At 71.0% G+C, this 14,754-nt stretch carries 14 protein-coding genes; 9 read left to right on the top strand and 5 right to left on the bottom strand.

What is annotated here, in order from left to right:
- Positions 1-120 precede the first annotated feature (120 nt).
- The 5 genes from HF999_RS03155 (at position 121) to HF999_RS03135 (ending at position 6,956) form a co-directional block, all read left to right on the top strand.
- Complete coding sequence (locus HF999_RS03155) at positions 121-969, top strand: TatD family hydrolase (protein ID WP_168544487.1); 849 nt, start codon at positions 121-123, stop codon at positions 967-969.
- A gap of 116 nt (positions 970-1,085) precedes the next feature.
- Complete coding sequence (locus HF999_RS22780) at positions 1,086-2,546, top strand: resuscitation-promoting factor (protein ID WP_168544486.1); 1,461 nt, start codon at positions 1,086-1,088, stop codon at positions 2,544-2,546.
- 18 nt (positions 2,547-2,564) lie between these two features.
- Positions 2,565-3,470 carry a 16S rRNA (adenine(1518)-N(6)/adenine(1519)-N(6))-dimethyltransferase RsmA gene (gene rsmA, locus HF999_RS03145; protein ID WP_168544485.1) on the top strand — a complete coding sequence of 302 codons (906 nt, stop codon included), beginning with the start codon at positions 2,565-2,567 and terminating at the stop codon, positions 3,468-3,470.
- Positions 3,471-3,480: 10 nt separating this feature from the next.
- Positions 3,481-4,395, top strand: a complete 915-nt coding sequence (locus HF999_RS03140; RefSeq protein WP_168544484.1) for a 4-(cytidine 5'-diphospho)-2-C-methyl-D-erythritol kinase — start codon at positions 3,481-3,483, stop codon at positions 4,393-4,395.
- 173 nt (positions 4,396-4,568) lie between these two features.
- Positions 4,569-6,956: a heavy metal translocating P-type ATPase gene (locus HF999_RS03135; protein ID WP_168544636.1), complete on the top strand. Its 2,388-nt coding sequence runs from the start codon at positions 4,569-4,571 to the stop codon at positions 6,954-6,956.
- Between the two features lie 25 nt (positions 6,957-6,981).
- On the opposite strand, the gene HF999_RS03130 is transcribed toward HF999_RS03135, so the two are convergent.
- Positions 6,982-8,793: an ABC-F family ATP-binding cassette domain-containing protein gene (locus HF999_RS03130; protein ID WP_168544483.1), complete on the bottom strand. Its 1,812-nt coding sequence runs from the start codon at positions 8,791-8,793 to the stop codon at positions 6,982-6,984.
- 70 nt (positions 8,794-8,863) lie between these two features.
- Between HF999_RS03130 and HF999_RS03125 the strand changes: the two genes are divergently transcribed.
- The 3 genes from HF999_RS03125 to HF999_RS03120 all read left to right on the top strand — a co-directional run bounded on the left by HF999_RS03125 (position 8,864) and on the right by HF999_RS03120 (position 10,854).
- Positions 8,864-9,871, top strand: a complete 1,008-nt coding sequence (locus HF999_RS03125; protein WP_168544482.1) for an enoyl-CoA hydratase/isomerase family protein — start codon at positions 8,864-8,866, stop codon at positions 9,869-9,871.
- A gap of 158 nt (positions 9,872-10,029) precedes the next feature.
- Entirely contained in the window at positions 10,030-10,140 is a 111-nt protein-coding gene (locus HF999_RS22925; RefSeq protein WP_376766470.1) for a hypothetical protein, read from the top strand.
- Between the two features lie 69 nt (positions 10,141-10,209).
- The gene (locus tag HF999_RS03120) at positions 10,210-10,854 is read left to right on the top strand and encodes a LysE family translocator (protein WP_312854007.1); all 645 of its coding nucleotides are present in this window, start codon (positions 10,210-10,212) and stop codon (positions 10,852-10,854) included.
- Here the strand turns inward: HF999_RS03120 and HF999_RS03115 are convergent, their stop codons facing one another.
- Positions 10,855-11,298 carry a PaaI family thioesterase gene (locus HF999_RS03115; protein ID WP_168544481.1) on the bottom strand — a complete coding sequence of 148 codons (444 nt, stop codon included), beginning with the start codon at positions 11,296-11,298 and terminating at the stop codon, positions 10,855-10,857. It abuts the gene before it with no gap.
- 50 nt (positions 11,299-11,348) lie between these two features.
- Here HF999_RS03115 and HF999_RS03110 point away from each other — a divergent pair, with 50 nt between their 5' ends.
- Entirely contained in the window at positions 11,349-11,981 is a 633-nt protein-coding gene (locus HF999_RS03110) for a TetR/AcrR family transcriptional regulator (RefSeq protein WP_168544480.1), read from the top strand.
- Between the two features lie 7 nt (positions 11,982-11,988).
- Here HF999_RS03110 and HF999_RS03105 read toward each other — a convergent pair whose 3' ends face one another.
- The 3 genes from HF999_RS03105 to pth are packed head-to-tail and all read right to left on the bottom strand — an operon-like array spanning position 11,989 to position 14,754.
- A complete protein-coding gene (locus tag HF999_RS03105; protein ID WP_168544479.1) occupies positions 11,989-13,593 on the bottom strand; it encodes a peptide chain release factor 3 in 1,605 nt (534 codons plus the stop codon).
- A gap of 37 nt (positions 13,594-13,630) precedes the next feature.
- Positions 13,631-14,179 (bottom strand): GNAT family N-acetyltransferase, encoded by a 549-nt coding sequence (locus HF999_RS03100; protein ID WP_168544478.1) that lies wholly within the window; start codon positions 14,177-14,179, stop codon positions 13,631-13,633.
- On the bottom strand, positions 14,176-14,754 hold the full coding sequence (pth, locus tag HF999_RS03095) for an aminoacyl-tRNA hydrolase (RefSeq protein ID WP_168544477.1): 579 nt from the start codon (positions 14,752-14,754) through the stop codon (positions 14,176-14,178). Before pth ends, HF999_RS03100 begins: the two co-directional genes overlap by 4 nt.

The raw sequence follows: 14,754 nt of genomic DNA, 5'->3' as shown, positions 1-14,754 counted from the left end.
TGTTCTCCTCTTCGAAGGGGCTGGTGCGATCAGAACAGGCATCGCTTCGCCGCCGCTTAACACAGGATTAAACATGGTCCGAAGAACCGCGGTGCGCGGACTACCGGAACAATGGGCGGTATGGGGAAGAAGAAGCCGCCGCCTCCGCTGCCCGCGCCGCTCCCGGGCCTCGTCGACGCGCACACGCACCTCGACGGCTGCCGTGCCCGCACGCCCGAGGCCGTGCGGGAGCTGGTCGACCGGTCGGCGTCCGTCGGCGTCGACCGCGTCGTCACCGTCGCGTGCGACCTGGAGCAGGCCCGGTACGTCATCGACGCGTCCCGGTGGGACGAGCGGGTCTTCGCCGCGGTGGCCCTGCATCCCACGGACGCGCATCAGCTCGAGGTCGACGGTGCGCCGGAGGAGCTCGAGCGGCTCGCCGCGGATCCGCGGTGCGTGGCCATCGGGGAGACCGGCCTGGACTGGTACTGGCTGGGCAAGCGGGAGGACGTGGCCACGCCGGCGCAGCAGCACGCGGCGTTCGAGTGGCACATCGACCTGGCCAAACGCCTGGGCAAGCCGCTGATGATCCACAACCGCGAGGCCGACGCCGACATCCTGAAGGACCTGGAGCGCTTCGGCGCCCCGGAGACGGTGATCTTCCACTGCTTCTCCGGCGACGCGGAGATGGCCCGCGAATGCGTGGACCGCGGCTACGTGCTCAGCTTCTCCGGCACGGTCACCTTCACCAACGCGGCGGCCCTGCAGGAGGCCGCGCGCCTGGTACCCGAGGATCAACTACTCGTCGAGACGGATGCGCCGTATCTCACACCACATCCGTACCGGGGTGCCCCCAATGAGTCGTACTGCATCCCCTACACCGCCCGATTCCTCGCTGACCTGCGCGGAGTCAGCCCCGAGGAGATCGCGGCGGCCACCACGGCGACCGCGGAGCGTGTGTTCGGCGCCACATTCGCGGCGTCGAAATGAACAGAAGCTGGCACGCCATCCACTTCTCCGTTACCGTACTGTGATGTAACGGCGGCCGAAACGTCGCCGTTGGCCACATCGCTAGTCCATCCGTAGTACCCGTAGGGAAGTCACCAGTGCCTGAGCTTCACACAGACGACAACTCCACCACGGTGGACCAGCCGACCGCGCAGCCGCGTCGAGGCGCCTTCCCTCCGGCGGGGGAGCGCACCGCGGAGTTCGACGTCAACCGGGTCTTCGCCCGGTTCAGCGACCTGCGCGAGACGACCGTCGACCGCGAGATCATCGAGCTCGAGGCCGAGGTCTACGGCGATGAGGCGGTCGAGGAGGCCGAGAACCTCACCCACCTGGCCGACGAGGTCGAGCCCGTCGCGTCCCTCGAGGTCTACGACGAGGACGACGAGGTCGAGGCTCCCGAGGCCGCTGTGGGCGAGACCAAGAGCGGCGTGCTCGGTGGGATCAGCACCCGCCTGGAGAACACCCCGGTCCGCGCCGTCACCGGCGCGATGCTCGTGGCGCTGATGGCCGCCGGCGGCACTGCCGCGGCGCTCTACCAGGACGTCACCGTCACCGTCGACGGACAGACCCGCGAGGTCTCGACGATGAGCCGCTCGGTGAAGTCCATCCTGGCCTCCGCGGGCATCGAAGCCGGCGCCGCCGACAAGGTGACCCCGGGCCTGAACGAGTCGGTGGCCTCGGGCCGGCCGATCACCGTGCAGCACGCCCGCGACATCGCGGTCAACGTCAACGGCACCGTCCGTACGGTCAAGACCACCGACCTCACGATGGGCGCCGCCCTCGCCGATGCCGGCCTCGGCGATGCGAAGAACTTCGTCTCCGTGCCGCTCGACGCGCAGGTCCCGCTCGCGGGCGCGGCGGTCTCGGTGACCACCCCCGTGGCGGCCACCGTCGTCGACGCCGGGAAGACGGTCCGCGCGGACGCGGCCGGGCGCACCGTCGCCGAGTACCTCGCCAAGATGGGCGTCCCGCTGATCCAGCAGGACACCGTCACCCCGAGCGCGAACTCGCGGGTCACGCCGGACATGACCATCAAGGTCAGCCGCAACCGCACCTCGACGGTCACGGTCACCGAGCCGTACATCGCGCCGCCGAAGAAGGTCGACGATCCGAAGCTGACCAACGGCAAGACCCAGATCACCAACCCGGGCAAGCCCGGCACGCAGACCGTCCAGTACCGCGAGAAGGTCGTGGACGGCAAGGTCGTCTCGCGGGAGAAGATCACCTCCAGCGTGATCGATCCCGGCGTCGCCGGCGTCACCGCCGTCGGCACGGCCCCGGGCGCGCCCTACGTGGCGCCGGGGTCCGTCTGGGACCGCCTGGTGCAGTGCGAGTCCACCGGCAACTGGTCGATCAACACCGGCAACGGCTTCTACGGCGGCGTCCAGTTCGACTACGGCACCTGGCTGCGCCACGGCGGCGGCAAGTACGCGCCCCGCGCCGACCTCGCCACCCGCGAGGAGCAGATCGACATCGCCCGCAAGACCCTCGCCGCTCAGGGGTGGGGCGCATGGCCCGCGTGCTCGGCGCGCCTCGGGCTGTCCGGCAACTCGGAGTGACTCGGTAGAGTCACACCGGTGACCGGCGCCGACTTCAAGAACAAGGCACGACTGCTCGGCCCCGCGGAGATCCGCGCGCTGGCCGGGCAGTTGTCCGTTCGCCCCACGAAGACGCTGGGGCAGAACTTCGTGCACGACCCGAACACGGTCCGCAAGATCGTCGCCGCGGCGAACGTCCGGCCCGACGACATCGCCCTCGAGGTCGGCCCCGGGCTGGGGTCGCTGACTCTCGCGCTGCTCGACGCCGCCGCCGCCGTGACCGCGATCGAGATCGATTCGGTTCTCGCGGAACAACTCCCGAAGACGGTGGCCGACCGCGCGCCGGAGCTCGCGGACAACCTCACCGTGATCGGCGAGGACGCGCTCAAGGTCTCGGGTGCTCAGGTGTCGGTCGCGGGGTCGCCGACGGTGCTCGTCGCGAACCTCCCGTACAACGTCTCGGTCCCGGTGCTGCTGCACCTGCTCGCCGAGGTCCCGACGCTGCGCACCGTGCTGGTGATGGTGCAGCTCGAGGTCGCGGACCGGCTCGCCGCCGCGCCGGGCTCGCGGGTGTACGGCGTACCGTCGGTCAAGGCGGCCTACTACGGGCAGGTGCGCAAGGCCGGCACCGTCGGGCGGGCGGTGTTCTGGCCCGAGCCCAATGTCGAGTCGGGGCTGGTCCGGATCGATCTGCACGGGCCGGACGGTCGCGCCGACGTGGACCGCGCGCAGCTCTGGGCGGCCGTGGACGCCGCCTTCGCGCAGCGCCGCAAGACGCTGCGCGCCGCCCTCGCTGGGTGGGCCGGATCGCCCGCGGCGGCGGAGGAGATCCTGGTCGCGGCGGGCATCGATCCGCGGGAACGCGGCGAGAAGCTGGGGGTGGAGCAGTTCGCCGCGCTCGCCGCCGCGAAGTCCGCGGCCGGCTCGCGGTCCTCCGCACCGTAGTCTGGAGCGCGTGCTTTCCGTGGTGCCGAAACCCCTGACCGTGCGCGCGCCCGCCAAGGTGAACCTCCACCTCGGTGTGGGCGACGTGCGGCCCGACGGTTTTCACGAGCTCGTGACGGTGTTCCAGGCGCTGTCGCTGCACGACGATGTGACCCTGACCCCGGCGGACGAGCTCTCCCTGCACGTCACCGGTGAGGGTGTCCGCGACGTACCGACCGATCCGACGAATCTGGCCGCGCGCGCCGTGGTCGCGCTCGCCGAGCGGTACGGCCACGACCCCGCGATGCGCATCGACATCGTCAAGGGCATCCCCGTCGCCGGCGGGATGGCCGGCGGTTCCGCGGACGCCGCGGCGGCCCTGCTCGGCGCCGCGACGCTGTGGGGTCTCGAGGTCACCCGGGACGAGCTCGACGAGGTCGCGGCCGCGCTGGGCTCCGATGTCCCGTTCTCGCTGCACGGACACACCGCGCTCGGCACGGGGCGCGGCGAGCGGCTGATCCCCGCGCTGGCCCGCGGCGAGTTCCACTGGACCCTGGCGCTGGCCCGCGAGGGGCTCAGCACGCCCGCGGTGTACCGGGAGCTCGATCGGCTGCGGGAGGTGGGCGACCCGCCGCGCGCCGGCAGCCCCGACGAGCTGCTCGCCGCCGTCGCATCCGGTGATCCGCACCGGCTGGCGCCGCTGCTCGCCAATGATCTGCAGGCAGCCGCGCTGTCGCTGCAGCCGGGCCTGCGGCGCACGCTGCGGGCGGGCATGGAGGCCGGCGCGCTGGCGGGCATCGTCTCCGGCAGTGGCCCCACCTGCGCCTTCCTCTGCGCCAGTGCGGACGACGCCGTCGACGTGGGCACCGAGCTCGCGGGCGCGGGGGTCTGCCGGACGGTGCGCGTGGCCTCCGGTCCGGTGCCCGGCGCCACCGTGGTGCCCTAGGCGCGCTCTGCTCACCCTTCTCGGAATCCGGGCCGTCCGGGCCTTGATCTATACCCCCATGGGGTATAGATTCGACTCAGATACCCGGAGGGGGTACCACTGACCGAGGAGGAACCGTGAGCACACCCGGCAGTGCCACCGGCGGCGCGCACATCGAGCTGGACATCGGCGGCATGACCTGCGCCTCCTGCGCCAACCGGATCGAGCGGCGCCTGGGCAAGATCGACGGCGTCAGCGCCACGGTCAACTACGCCACCGAGAAGGCGAAGGTCGTCGCGCCCGCGGGCGTCGACCCGCAGCGCATCATCGACGAGGTCGTCGGCGCCGGCTACAGCGCGACGCTGTCCGGGGCGGCGGCACCGTCGGGCCCGGGTGGCGAGGAGAGCACCCCCGCGGACGTCGAACTGGCCTCGCTCCGTACCCGACTCATCGGCGCCGTGGTGCTCAGCGTGCCGGTCATCGCCATGGCGATGACCCCCGCGCTGCAGTTCACGTACTGGCAGTGGGCCTCCCTGGCGCTGGCCTCGCCCGTGATCCTGTGGGGCGCATGGCCCTTCCACCGGGCGGCGTGGGTCAACCTCAAGCACGGCACGGCCACGATGGACACGCTCATCTCCATGGGCACGCTGTCGGCGTTCCTGTGGTCGCTGTACGCTCTCTTCCTCGGCACCGCAGGCGAGCCGGGGATGAAGCACCCGTTCTCCCTCACGCTCGCGCCGTCCGACGGTGCCGCGAACATCTACCTCGAGGTGGCCGCCGGCGTCACCATGTTCATCCTCGCCGGGCGCTACTTCGAGAAGCGCTCCAAGCGGCGGGCCGGGGCGGCGCTGCGCGCGCTGCTCGAGCTCGGCGCCAAGGAGGTCTCCGTCCTGCGCGACGGGGCCGAGGTCAAGATCGGCGTCGACGAGCTGCGCGCGGACGACGAGTTCATCGTGCGGCCCGGCGAGAAGATCGCCACCGACGGCGTGGTCGTCTCCGGGACGTCCGCGGTCGACGCCTCGATGCTCACCGGCGAATCGGTGCCCGTCGAGGTCGGACCCGGCGACGCGGTGACCGGCGCGACGGTCAACGCCGGCGGACGACTCGTGGTGCGGGCCACCCGCGTCGGCGCGGACACGCAGCTCGCGCAGATGGCCCGGCTCGTCGAGGAGGCCCAGACCGGCAAGGCCGAGGTCCAGCGCCTCGCCGACCGGATCTCCGGCGTGTTCGTGCCGATCGTCATCGCGATCGCCGCGATCACCCTGGTCGGCTGGCTCGGTGCGGGCTTCCCCGTCTCGGCGGCCTTCACCGCCGCGGTCGCGGTCCTCGTCATCGCCTGCCCGTGCGCGCTGGGCCTGGCGACGCCGACGGCGCTGCTCGTCGGCACCGGCCGGGGCGCCCAGCTGGGCATCCTGATCAAGGGCCCCGAGGTCCTCGAATCGACCCGCCGCGTGGACACCGTCGTGCTCGACAAGACCGGCACCGTGACCACCGGCCGGATGACCCTGGTCGACGTGATCACCGAGCAGGGCGTCGACCCGCTCGACGTGCTGCGCTACGCCGGTGCGCTGGAGGACGCCTCCGAGCACCCGATCGCGCAGGCCATCGCCAAGGGCGCGGCGGAGAAGGTCGGAACGCTCTCGCCCGTCGACGGTTTCGCGAACGTCGAGGGGCGGGGCGTGCAGGGCGTCGTCGACGGTCACGGCGTGATCGTGGGCCGCGAGTCGCTGCTCGCCGACTGGGCGCTGCGCCTGTCCGACGATCTCGTCGCGGCCAAGGCGGACGCCGAGGCGCAGGGCGCGACCGTCGTCGCCGTCGGCTGGGACGGTGCGGCGCGCGGGATCCTCGTGGTCTCCGACACCGTGAAACCCACCAGCGCCGAGGCGATCCGGGAGCTGCGGGCACTCGGGCTGACGCCCGTGCTGCTCACCGGCGACAACGCGCCCGCCGCCCGCAAGATCGCGGCGGAGGTCGGCATCGACGAGGTGATCGCCGAGGTCATGCCGCAGGAGAAGGTCGCCGTGGTGACCCGCCTGCAGGCCGAGGGCCGCGTCGTCGCGATGGTCGGCGACGGGGTCAACGACGCTCCCGCCCTCGCCGCCGCCGACCTGGGTCTGGCGATGGGCACGGGCAGCGACGTCGCCATCGAAGCCGCCGACATCACGCTGGTCCGGGGGGACCTGCGCGCCGCAGTGGACGCGATCCGCCTGTCGCGCAGCACACTCCGCACGATCAAGACGAACCTGTTCTGGGCCTTCGCCTACAACGTCGCGGCGATCCCGGTCGCGGCACTCGGCATGCTCAACCCGATGCTCGCCGGCGCGGCGATGGCCTTCTCCAGCGTCTTCGTCGTGGGGAACAGCTTGCGCCTGCGTGGATTCCGCAGCGCGGCGGGGCGGGCTCCGCAGGTGGCGGAATCCACCACCTGCCCCGTCATGGTGGGCAATCCGGTGGTGAAGTCCACCGCCGAGGCGCGCGGACTGTTCCGCGACTACGACGGTGAGCGGTACTACTTCTGCTGCCCGTCGTGCGCCCCGAAGTTCGACGCGGACCCGGCGAGGTACGCGGCCAACGTTGCCTGATCCCGGTGGTGGGGCGCTGTAGCGCCTACTCCAGCGACTCCGAGAGCTCCAGCCAGCGCAGCTCCTGCTCGGCCAGCTCGTCCTCCAGCGCGGAGATCTTCTTCATCTCGTCCGCGAGGCCGGCGTAGTCGCCCTGGTCGTGATCGGCCAGGGCGTTCTTCGCCTTCGCGACCTGTTCGCTGAGCTTGGCCATCCGCCGCTCGACGGCGGAGACCTCCTTCTGCGCCGCCCGCAGCTCCGCGCCGCTCAGCCCCGACTCGGCGGAGGGGGCGGTCACCGTCGAACCCGAGGAGCCGGACGCCGGCGCCGAGCCGGCGCCGCGCTCGGCCCGCCGCAGGGCGAGGTACTCGTCGACGCCGCCGGGCAGGTGCCGCAGGCGGCGCTCGAGGATGGCGTACTGCTGGTCGGTGACGCGCTCGAGGAAGTAGCGGTCGTGGGAGACCACGATGAGCGTGCCGGGCCACGAGTCCAGGAGGTCCTCCATCGCGGCCAGCATGTCGGTGTCCAGGTCGTTGGTCGGCTCGTCGAGGATCAGCACGTTCGGCGAGTCGAGCAGGATGAGCAGCAGCTGCAGGCGCCGCTTCTGCCCGCCGGAGAGGTCCTTGACCGGCGTCGAGAGCTGCGCCGAGGCGAAGCCGAGCCGCTCCAGCAGCTGCGACGGCGTCAGATCCTGCGCCTTGGGGCCGCTGCCCACGGTGAAGCTGGTCGCGAGGTTCGCCAGCACCACGCGGACGGGATCGTCCCAGTGGTCCTCGAGCTCGTCGAGGCGCTGCGTGAGCGTCTGGACCTTGACGGTCTTGCCGCGCTTGACCCTGCCGGTCGTGGGCTCGGTGGCACCGTCGATCAGCCCGAGCAGCGTGGACTTGCCGGCGCCGTTGACGCCGAGGATGCCGGTGCGCTCGCCGGGGGCGATGCGCCACTCGACGTCGCTGAGCACCTGCTTCTCGCCGTAGGAGACCGAGACGTCGAGGATGTCGACGACGTCCTTGCCGAGCCGCGAGACCGCGAGCGACTGCAGTTCCGTCTTGTCGCGGATCTCGGGGACGTCGGAGATGAGGGCGTTCGCCGCGTCGATCCGGAACTTCGGCTTGGAGGTCCGGGCCGGGGCGCCGCGACGCAGCCACGCCAGCTCCTTGCGCGCGAGGTTCTGCCGCTTCTGCTCGATCGATGCGGCCTGCCGGTCCCGCTCGACGCGCTGCAGGATGTACGCGGCGTAGCCGCCCTCGAAGGGCTCGACGATGCGGTCGTGCACCTCCCAGGTCGCGGTGCACACCTCGTCGAGGATCCACCGGTCGTGGGTCACCATGAGCAGGCCGCCCTGGTTGGCGGGCCAGCGGGTCTTCAGGTGTCCGGCGAGCCACTCGATGGCCTCGACGTCCAGGTGGTTGGTGGGCTCGTCCAGGATCAGCACGTCGTGCTCGCCCGCGAGGAGCTGCGCGAGCTGGACCCGGCGCCGCTGCCCGCCGGACAGTTCGCCGAGGCGTGCGTCCCACGGCAGGTCGGTGAGCAGGCCGGCGAGGATGTCGCGCACCTTCGGATCGCCCGCCCACACGTGTTCGGGGGTGTCGCCCACCACCGTGTGCCCGACGGTGTCGCCGTCGTCGAAGAGGTCCGTCTGGGTCAGCACGCCCACGCGGACGCCGCCCCGGCGGGTAACGCGACCGGAGTCGGGCTCGCGCGTGCCGGCCAGCATGCCGAGCAGGCTCGATTTGCCGTCGCCGTTGCGGCCGACGATGCCGATCCGGTCGCCCTCGTTGACGCCCAGGGAGACGGAATCGAAGACCGTTTTGGTCGGGTACTGAAGGTGCAGCGCATCCGCGCCGAGAAGATTCGCCATCGCCGGTCCAGATTACGCGGGGGCCTGGCATACTGATTTAGTTGGATATGCGACTAAACGAGGAGCGGGCGTGAGCGAGACTGAGACGGACATCGTCACCACCGTGGCCGGGGGCACCGGCCACATCGAGCTGAGCCGTCCGAAGGCGCTCAACGCGCTCACGAGCGACATGGTGGACGCGATCGACGCGGCCCTGCAGGCGTGGGAGTCCGACGATGCCGTCACGCGCGTCCTCATCACCTCCGCCTCGCCCAAGGCCTTCTGTGCGGGCGGCGACATCCGCGCCATCCGCGATCAGGTCGTGGCGGGGGAGGACTTCACGCCCTTCTTCCGCGACGAGTACGACATGAACCTGCGCCTCGCGGAGTTCCCCAAGCCCGTGGTCGCGTTGATCGACGGCGTGAACATGGGTGGCGGCGTGGGCGTCTCGATCCACGGCTCGCACCGCGTGGTGTCGGAGAAGGCGCTCATCGCGATGCCCGAGGTGGCCATCGGCTTCCTGCCCGACGTGGGGGCCACCTACCTCCTCGGGCGCCTGCCGAAGGGGGTCGGCGAGCTCATGGGCATGACCGCAGCGCGGATCGGCGCCGGCGACGCGCTCGCCGTCGGTCTGGCGACGCACTTCGTGCCCTCGTCGGCCATGCCGGACGTCAAGGCCGCCCTCCTGGCCGGGGAGGAGCTCGACGGTGTCCTCGCCCGGTTCGGCGACACCGCCCCCGCCTCGACGCTGCCGCTCGACGACATCGCCGATGTCTTCGGCCGTGACTCGGTCACGGAGATCCTCGCCGGTCTCGCCACGGCTTCCGGCGCGTGGGCCGATACCGCCCGTGAGCAGCTGTCCACGGCATGCCCCACCTCGGTCTTCGTCACCTTCGATCTGATCCAACAGTCGCGCAATCGGACCCTGGCGCAGTGCCTCGCGGAGGAGGCGGTGGTCGGTGCGCGGATGATCCGGCGGCCCGACTTCGTCGAGGGCATCCGTGCCGTCCTCGTCGACAAGACCCGCGATCCGAAGTTCTCGCCCGCGTCGGTCAGCGACGTCGACGAGTCCGCGATCGAGACGATCCTCGGCAGCTGATCAGCCGCGGTCGGCCGCGGCCGCGAGGAAGTCGCGCAGCACGATGCTGTCGCGGAGATATCGCTCGTACGGGAATTCCTGTGCCGTGAGCGCCTTTTCGAGCTGCGCGACACCAGTGGTTCGCGCACGGCGACCATCAGCCGGGCAACACCGGCGGGATTCTCCTCGTCGACGTCCTGGTCCCCGCGGTGATCATCGCGCTCGCCCTCGCGGATCGTCGTCGAGTGCGGTTGCACCGTCCGTCTGGGGTGGTCGCTGCTGCCGCCTGACCGCAGGGCCAGTCATACCCGACTGGCTATGTACTCCGATGCCGGTACGGCGAGAGGATCGTGGCCGTGATCGTTTCGTGGACCGCGGTGGCGGGAATGGTGGTGACGGCGCTGGCGATGGTGCTCACGCCCGGGCCGAACATGATCTATCTCGTCTCCCGCAGTATCGGCCAGGGCCGCACGGCGGGGCTGATCTCGCTCGCCGGCACGGGGGTGGGGTTCCTCGTCTACCTCACGCTGGCCAATGTCGGGCTTGCCGTCGTGTTCGTGGCGATGCCCTGGCTGTTCATGGGCTTCAAGGCCGCGGGGGCGCTCTACCTGGCCCACCTCGCGTGGCAGGCCCTGCGCCCCGGCGGGCGCGGGCTGTTCGAGACGGCGGATCTGCCGCGGGATTCGGGGTGGAAGCTGTTCCGCATGGGCCTGCTGACGAACCTGCTCAACCCCAAGGCGGCGATCATGTACCTCGCGCTGATCCCGCAGTTCATCGACCCGGCGCGTGGCCGTGTCGCGGCGCAGGGCTTCGTTCTCGGCGGCGTGCAGATCACGGTGTCGCTGCTGGTGAACGCGGCGATCGTGGTCGCCGCGGGCGCAGTGGCGACGCTCATCGCGCGGCGCCCGTCGTGGGCGGCCTGGCAGCGCCGGATCACCGGCACCTTGCTCGGCGCCGTCGCCCTGCTGCTCGCCCGCGAGGTCCCGCAGCGCGCCCGCGTCTGATCATCCGACCTGGTAGGTGCCGGTGGCGCTGGCCACCAGCGCGTCCGATGTCGCCGCGAACATGTCGCACCGGACGTGGCTCGTCTTCCGGCCGGTGGACAGGCGGTGTGCTCGCACCCGCAGGCCGTCCTCGACCAGCGGCGCGATGAAGTTGATCGACAGTGAGGCGGTGACCCCGCGTAGTTTGTCCGGTACGGGGCGGCCGGCCCACGCCGCGACCATCACGCCGATGTCCACGGCCGCGGCGATCAGGCCGCCGTGCATCATCGTGCCGACCGTCGTCAGATCCGGCCGGTAGGGCACGAGAAGGGTGGCGGCACCGTCGGCGATGTCCTCCAACTGGACGCCGAGGAGCGCCACGAACGGCGAGGCAGGCACGAACTGCTTCATGATCTCGGAGCCGTCGGCGGCGTCGGCGTCCAGTTGGTCGGGTGAGACGGTCATCGTGTTCTCCTAGTTCAACTATGAAAACGAAGTTTGACTAGGATAGTGCCATGGAATCGCTGCTGACGGAACCCTCCGACAAGCGTCGCCGCCGGACCCGCACCGCGCTGCTCGATGCGGCCGGCGATCTGTTCTCGCGCCCCGGCGGATACCGCGGTACCTCGGTCGACGAACTGGCCGCCGCCGCCGATGTCGCGCTGACCAGCATCTACTCGAACTTCCCCGGCGGTAAGGCGGACCTCTACGCCGTGCTGGCGTGCCGCGTCGGGAGCGAACACGTCGCGGCCATGGCGGCGGCGGTCGTGGGCAGTGCGGGTGGGGAGGCCGCGCGGCGGGCCTTCGACGAGTACCTCGACTTCCACCGACGGGAGCCGATCGCGTTCCGGCTGCTCGGCCTCACCGACGTGCACGGCGAGGACTCGGCGACGGTGCGGGCCGCGCGGGCGGAGGTGCGGGGGTACCTCGCGCAGGCGCTGGACCTGGTCATCGCCGCCGTCGGCGAGCCCGCCGACATCGCCCGCAGCGAGGTGATCCAGTGCTGGGCGGGCATCAACGGGCTGCTCGCGCTCGCCGCCCGTGGGCTGATCGACGCACCGGAAGCGGACCGGCTCATCGATGAGGTACGGCGGCGGTGCGCGGCGAATCTGGGGCAAGCCGTTTCCGGCCGGGGCGCTGGGACGTGATCGCGGCTCAGTCGGCGGCGGCGACCAGCGGCTGGAGCGTGAGCGTCGGGTGCTCCTTCTCGATGTACTGCAGCCGCCACTTGTCCGAGAAGAGGGCGAGCAGCGCACCGTCGTTGCGCTCGAAGACCTCGACGCCGCGCTGCCGGTTCAACTCGTCGGCGCTCGGCGAATCCGTCCGGCGCGCAACGGAGTAGCCCAGGTGCTCGACCTGGACATCGACGTTGAACTCGGTCTTCATCCGGGCGACCACGACCTCGAACTGCATGGGGCCGACCGCGGCCATCACCGGGGAGGCGTCGCCGCGGACGTCGTTGCGCAGCAACTGGACCACGCCCTCGGTGCCGAGCTGCTCGATGCCCTTGCGGAACTGCTTGTACTTGCCCGCGGAATCGGCGCGGACCACGGCGAAGTGCTCCGGTGCGAACGAGGGGATCGGCGGGAACTGGACCTTGGCACCGTCGTAAAGCGTGTCGCCGGGCGCGAGGGCGTTGGCGTTGACCAGGCCCACCACATCGCCGGGGTACGCGGTCTCGACCGTCTCGCGGTCGCGGCCGACCACCGTCATCGCGTACTTGGTGGCGAAGGGCTTGCCGGTCTGCGCGTGCTGCACCACCATGCCCCGCTCGAACTCTCCGGAGACGATCCGCATGAACGCCAGGCGATCCCGGTGCGCCGAGTCCATGCCCGCCTGCACCTTGAAGACCACGGCGCTGAAGGGATCGGTGACCTCGCGCTCCTCACCGGCGATGCTCTCGCGCGCTGCGGGCGGCGGCGCGAGCTCGACCAGCGACTCGAGCAGTTGCCGCACACCGAAATTGAGGATCGCCGAGGTGAAGATCACCGGTGAGGTCTGGCCGGCCAGGAACATCTCCTGGTCGTGGCTCTGGCCCATCTCGGTCATGAGCTCGGTCTCCTCGACCGCCTCCGCCCACACCTCGCCCTCGCGGTCGAGGGCGGCGTCGGTCGAAAGGTGTTCCTCCGGTGCGATCTTCGCGCCGCCGGCCGTGCGGGTGAAGTGCACGTACTCGTCTTTGCGGACATCGCGGAGGCCGCGGAAGTCGCCGGCGATCCCCACGGGCCAGAACAGGGGAGTGGGCGTGAGGCCGATGCGCTCGGAGATCTCGTCGAGCAGCTCCAGCGGTGTGCGGCCCGGACGGTCCCACTTGTTGATCACGGTGATGACGGGGATGCCACGATGCCGGCACACCTGGAACAGCTTGAGCGTCTGCGGTTCCAGGCCCTTCGCGGCGTCGATGAGCATGACCGCGGCGTCGACGGCCGTGAGCACGCGGTAGGTGTCCTCGGAGAAGTCCGCGTGGCCGGGGGTGTCCACCAGGTTGATCACCGACGGTTCGTCATCGGGAGAGGCGTCGGAGGAGGTGTAGTTGAACTGCAGCGCCGTCGAGCTCACGGAGATGCCGCGCGCCTTCTCCATCTCCATCCAGTCGGAGACCGTCGACTTGCGGCCGGCCTTGCCGTGGATGGCGCCGGCCTCGTTGATCACCCGGGCGTGCAGCGCCAGGGCCTCCGTCATCGTCGACTTACCCGCGTCGGGGTGACTGATGATGGCGAAGGTACGGCGGCGGGAGACCTCGTCGGCAATGGAACTCACGGGGAGCCAGTCTACCCGTTCCCGCAGGTCGGCCCTGTCACTGCTCCGCGGGGCGCGGGAGGGCGTAGACCACGTGGTCGGGCGGGTCGACGGGGTTGTCGGGTGGGATGTCCACGTGGCCCACGAGGGTGAAGCCTGCGCGCTCGAGGGCGCGCCAGGACCGGCGGTTGCCCGCGGCGACGGCCACGACGACCCGTTCGCCGCCCAGTTCGGTGAAGATCACCGAGCACATCGCCGCGATCGTCGCCGTGCCGAGGCCGCGTCCGGTCGCGTCGGGGGAGCCGATCAGGTAGTCGATGCCCCAGTCGCGGGGGCCGAGGTCGACGAGGGTCCCGACCGCGGCGGTCTCGGCCTCGTCCGGGTAGTCGATCCAGCGTTGCCGCTGGATCAGCCCGAAGGCCTCCCCGGCATCGTCGAGCGCGAGGAAGTCGAGCGAGGGCTCGGCACCGTCGACGGACGGCCCGAAGTCGCGCTCGATCGCCTCGGGCGAGGTCTCGTGGTTCCACCAGCGCCGGTTGTGCGGCTCGGCGAGCCACGCCGCGAGGACCGGGAAGTCCTCGCGGGTCACGCGGCGGAAGGTGATCACCAGGCGTGCACGGTGTTCTGTGCGGCCTCGAGCCCGTCGCGGATCAACAGCTCGACCGCGTCGGCGGCGTTGGTGACCAGGAGCGGCACCTCGGGCTTCTCCGTCTTGGCGAAGGGCTTGAGCACGTAGTCGGCGGGGTCCTGGCGACCCGGCGGCCGGCCGATCCCCGCGCGCACGCGCAGGTAGTCCTTGGTGCCCAGGTGCTGGGTCAGCGAGCGCAACCCGTTGTGCCCGCCCTCGCCGCCGCCGCGCTTGAGCCGGACCAGACCGAAGTCGATGTCCAACTCGTCGTGCACGGCGATCACGTCGGTGGGTTCCACGGAGTAGAACCGGGCCAGCGCGCCGACGGGCTCGCCGGAGAGGTTCATGAAGGACTGCGGCTTCGCCAGGTACACCTGGCGGCCGACGAGCCGCGCGCCCGCGACCTCCGCCCCCGACTTCTTGTGCCGGGAGAAGGAGGTGCGGGCGCGCGATGCGAGCTCGTCGACCACGTCGAAGCCGATGTTGTGCCGGGTCGCGGCGTATTTCTCGCCGGGGTTACCCAGCCCCACGACGATGAGTGGCCGGTCGGTCAT

The sequence above is a fragment of the Tsukamurella spumae genome (genome assembly GCF_012396015.1).
In the GTDB taxonomy this organism is placed as follows: Bacteria; Actinomycetota; Actinomycetes; order Mycobacteriales; family Mycobacteriaceae; genus Tsukamurella; species Tsukamurella spumae.
The sequence above is the reverse complement of the archived record's forward strand: the minus strand, read 5'-3'. Positions and strand labels throughout refer to the sequence as shown.

Coding starts and splice junctions, on each gene's coding strand:
- HF999_RS03155 (WP_168544487.1), top strand. CDS start 121: ATGGGGAAGAAGAAGCCGCCGCCTCCGCTGCCCGCGCCGCTCCCGGGC.
- HF999_RS03135 (WP_168544636.1), top strand. CDS start 4,569: ATGACCTGCGCCTCCTGCGCCAACCGGATCGAGCGGCGCCTGGGCAAG.
- HF999_RS03130 (WP_168544483.1), bottom strand. CDS start 8,793: ATGGCGAATCTTCTCGGCGCGGATGCGCTGCACCTTCAGTACCCGACC.
- HF999_RS03115 (WP_168544481.1), bottom strand. CDS start 11,298: ATGACCGTCTCACCCGACCAACTGGACGCCGACGCCGCCGACGGCTCC.
- HF999_RS03110 (WP_168544480.1), top strand. CDS start 11,349: ATGGAATCGCTGCTGACGGAACCCTCCGACAAGCGTCGCCGCCGGACC.
- pth (WP_168544477.1), bottom strand. CDS start 14,754: ATGACCGACCGGCCACTCATCGTCGTGGGGCTGGGTAACCCCGGCGAG.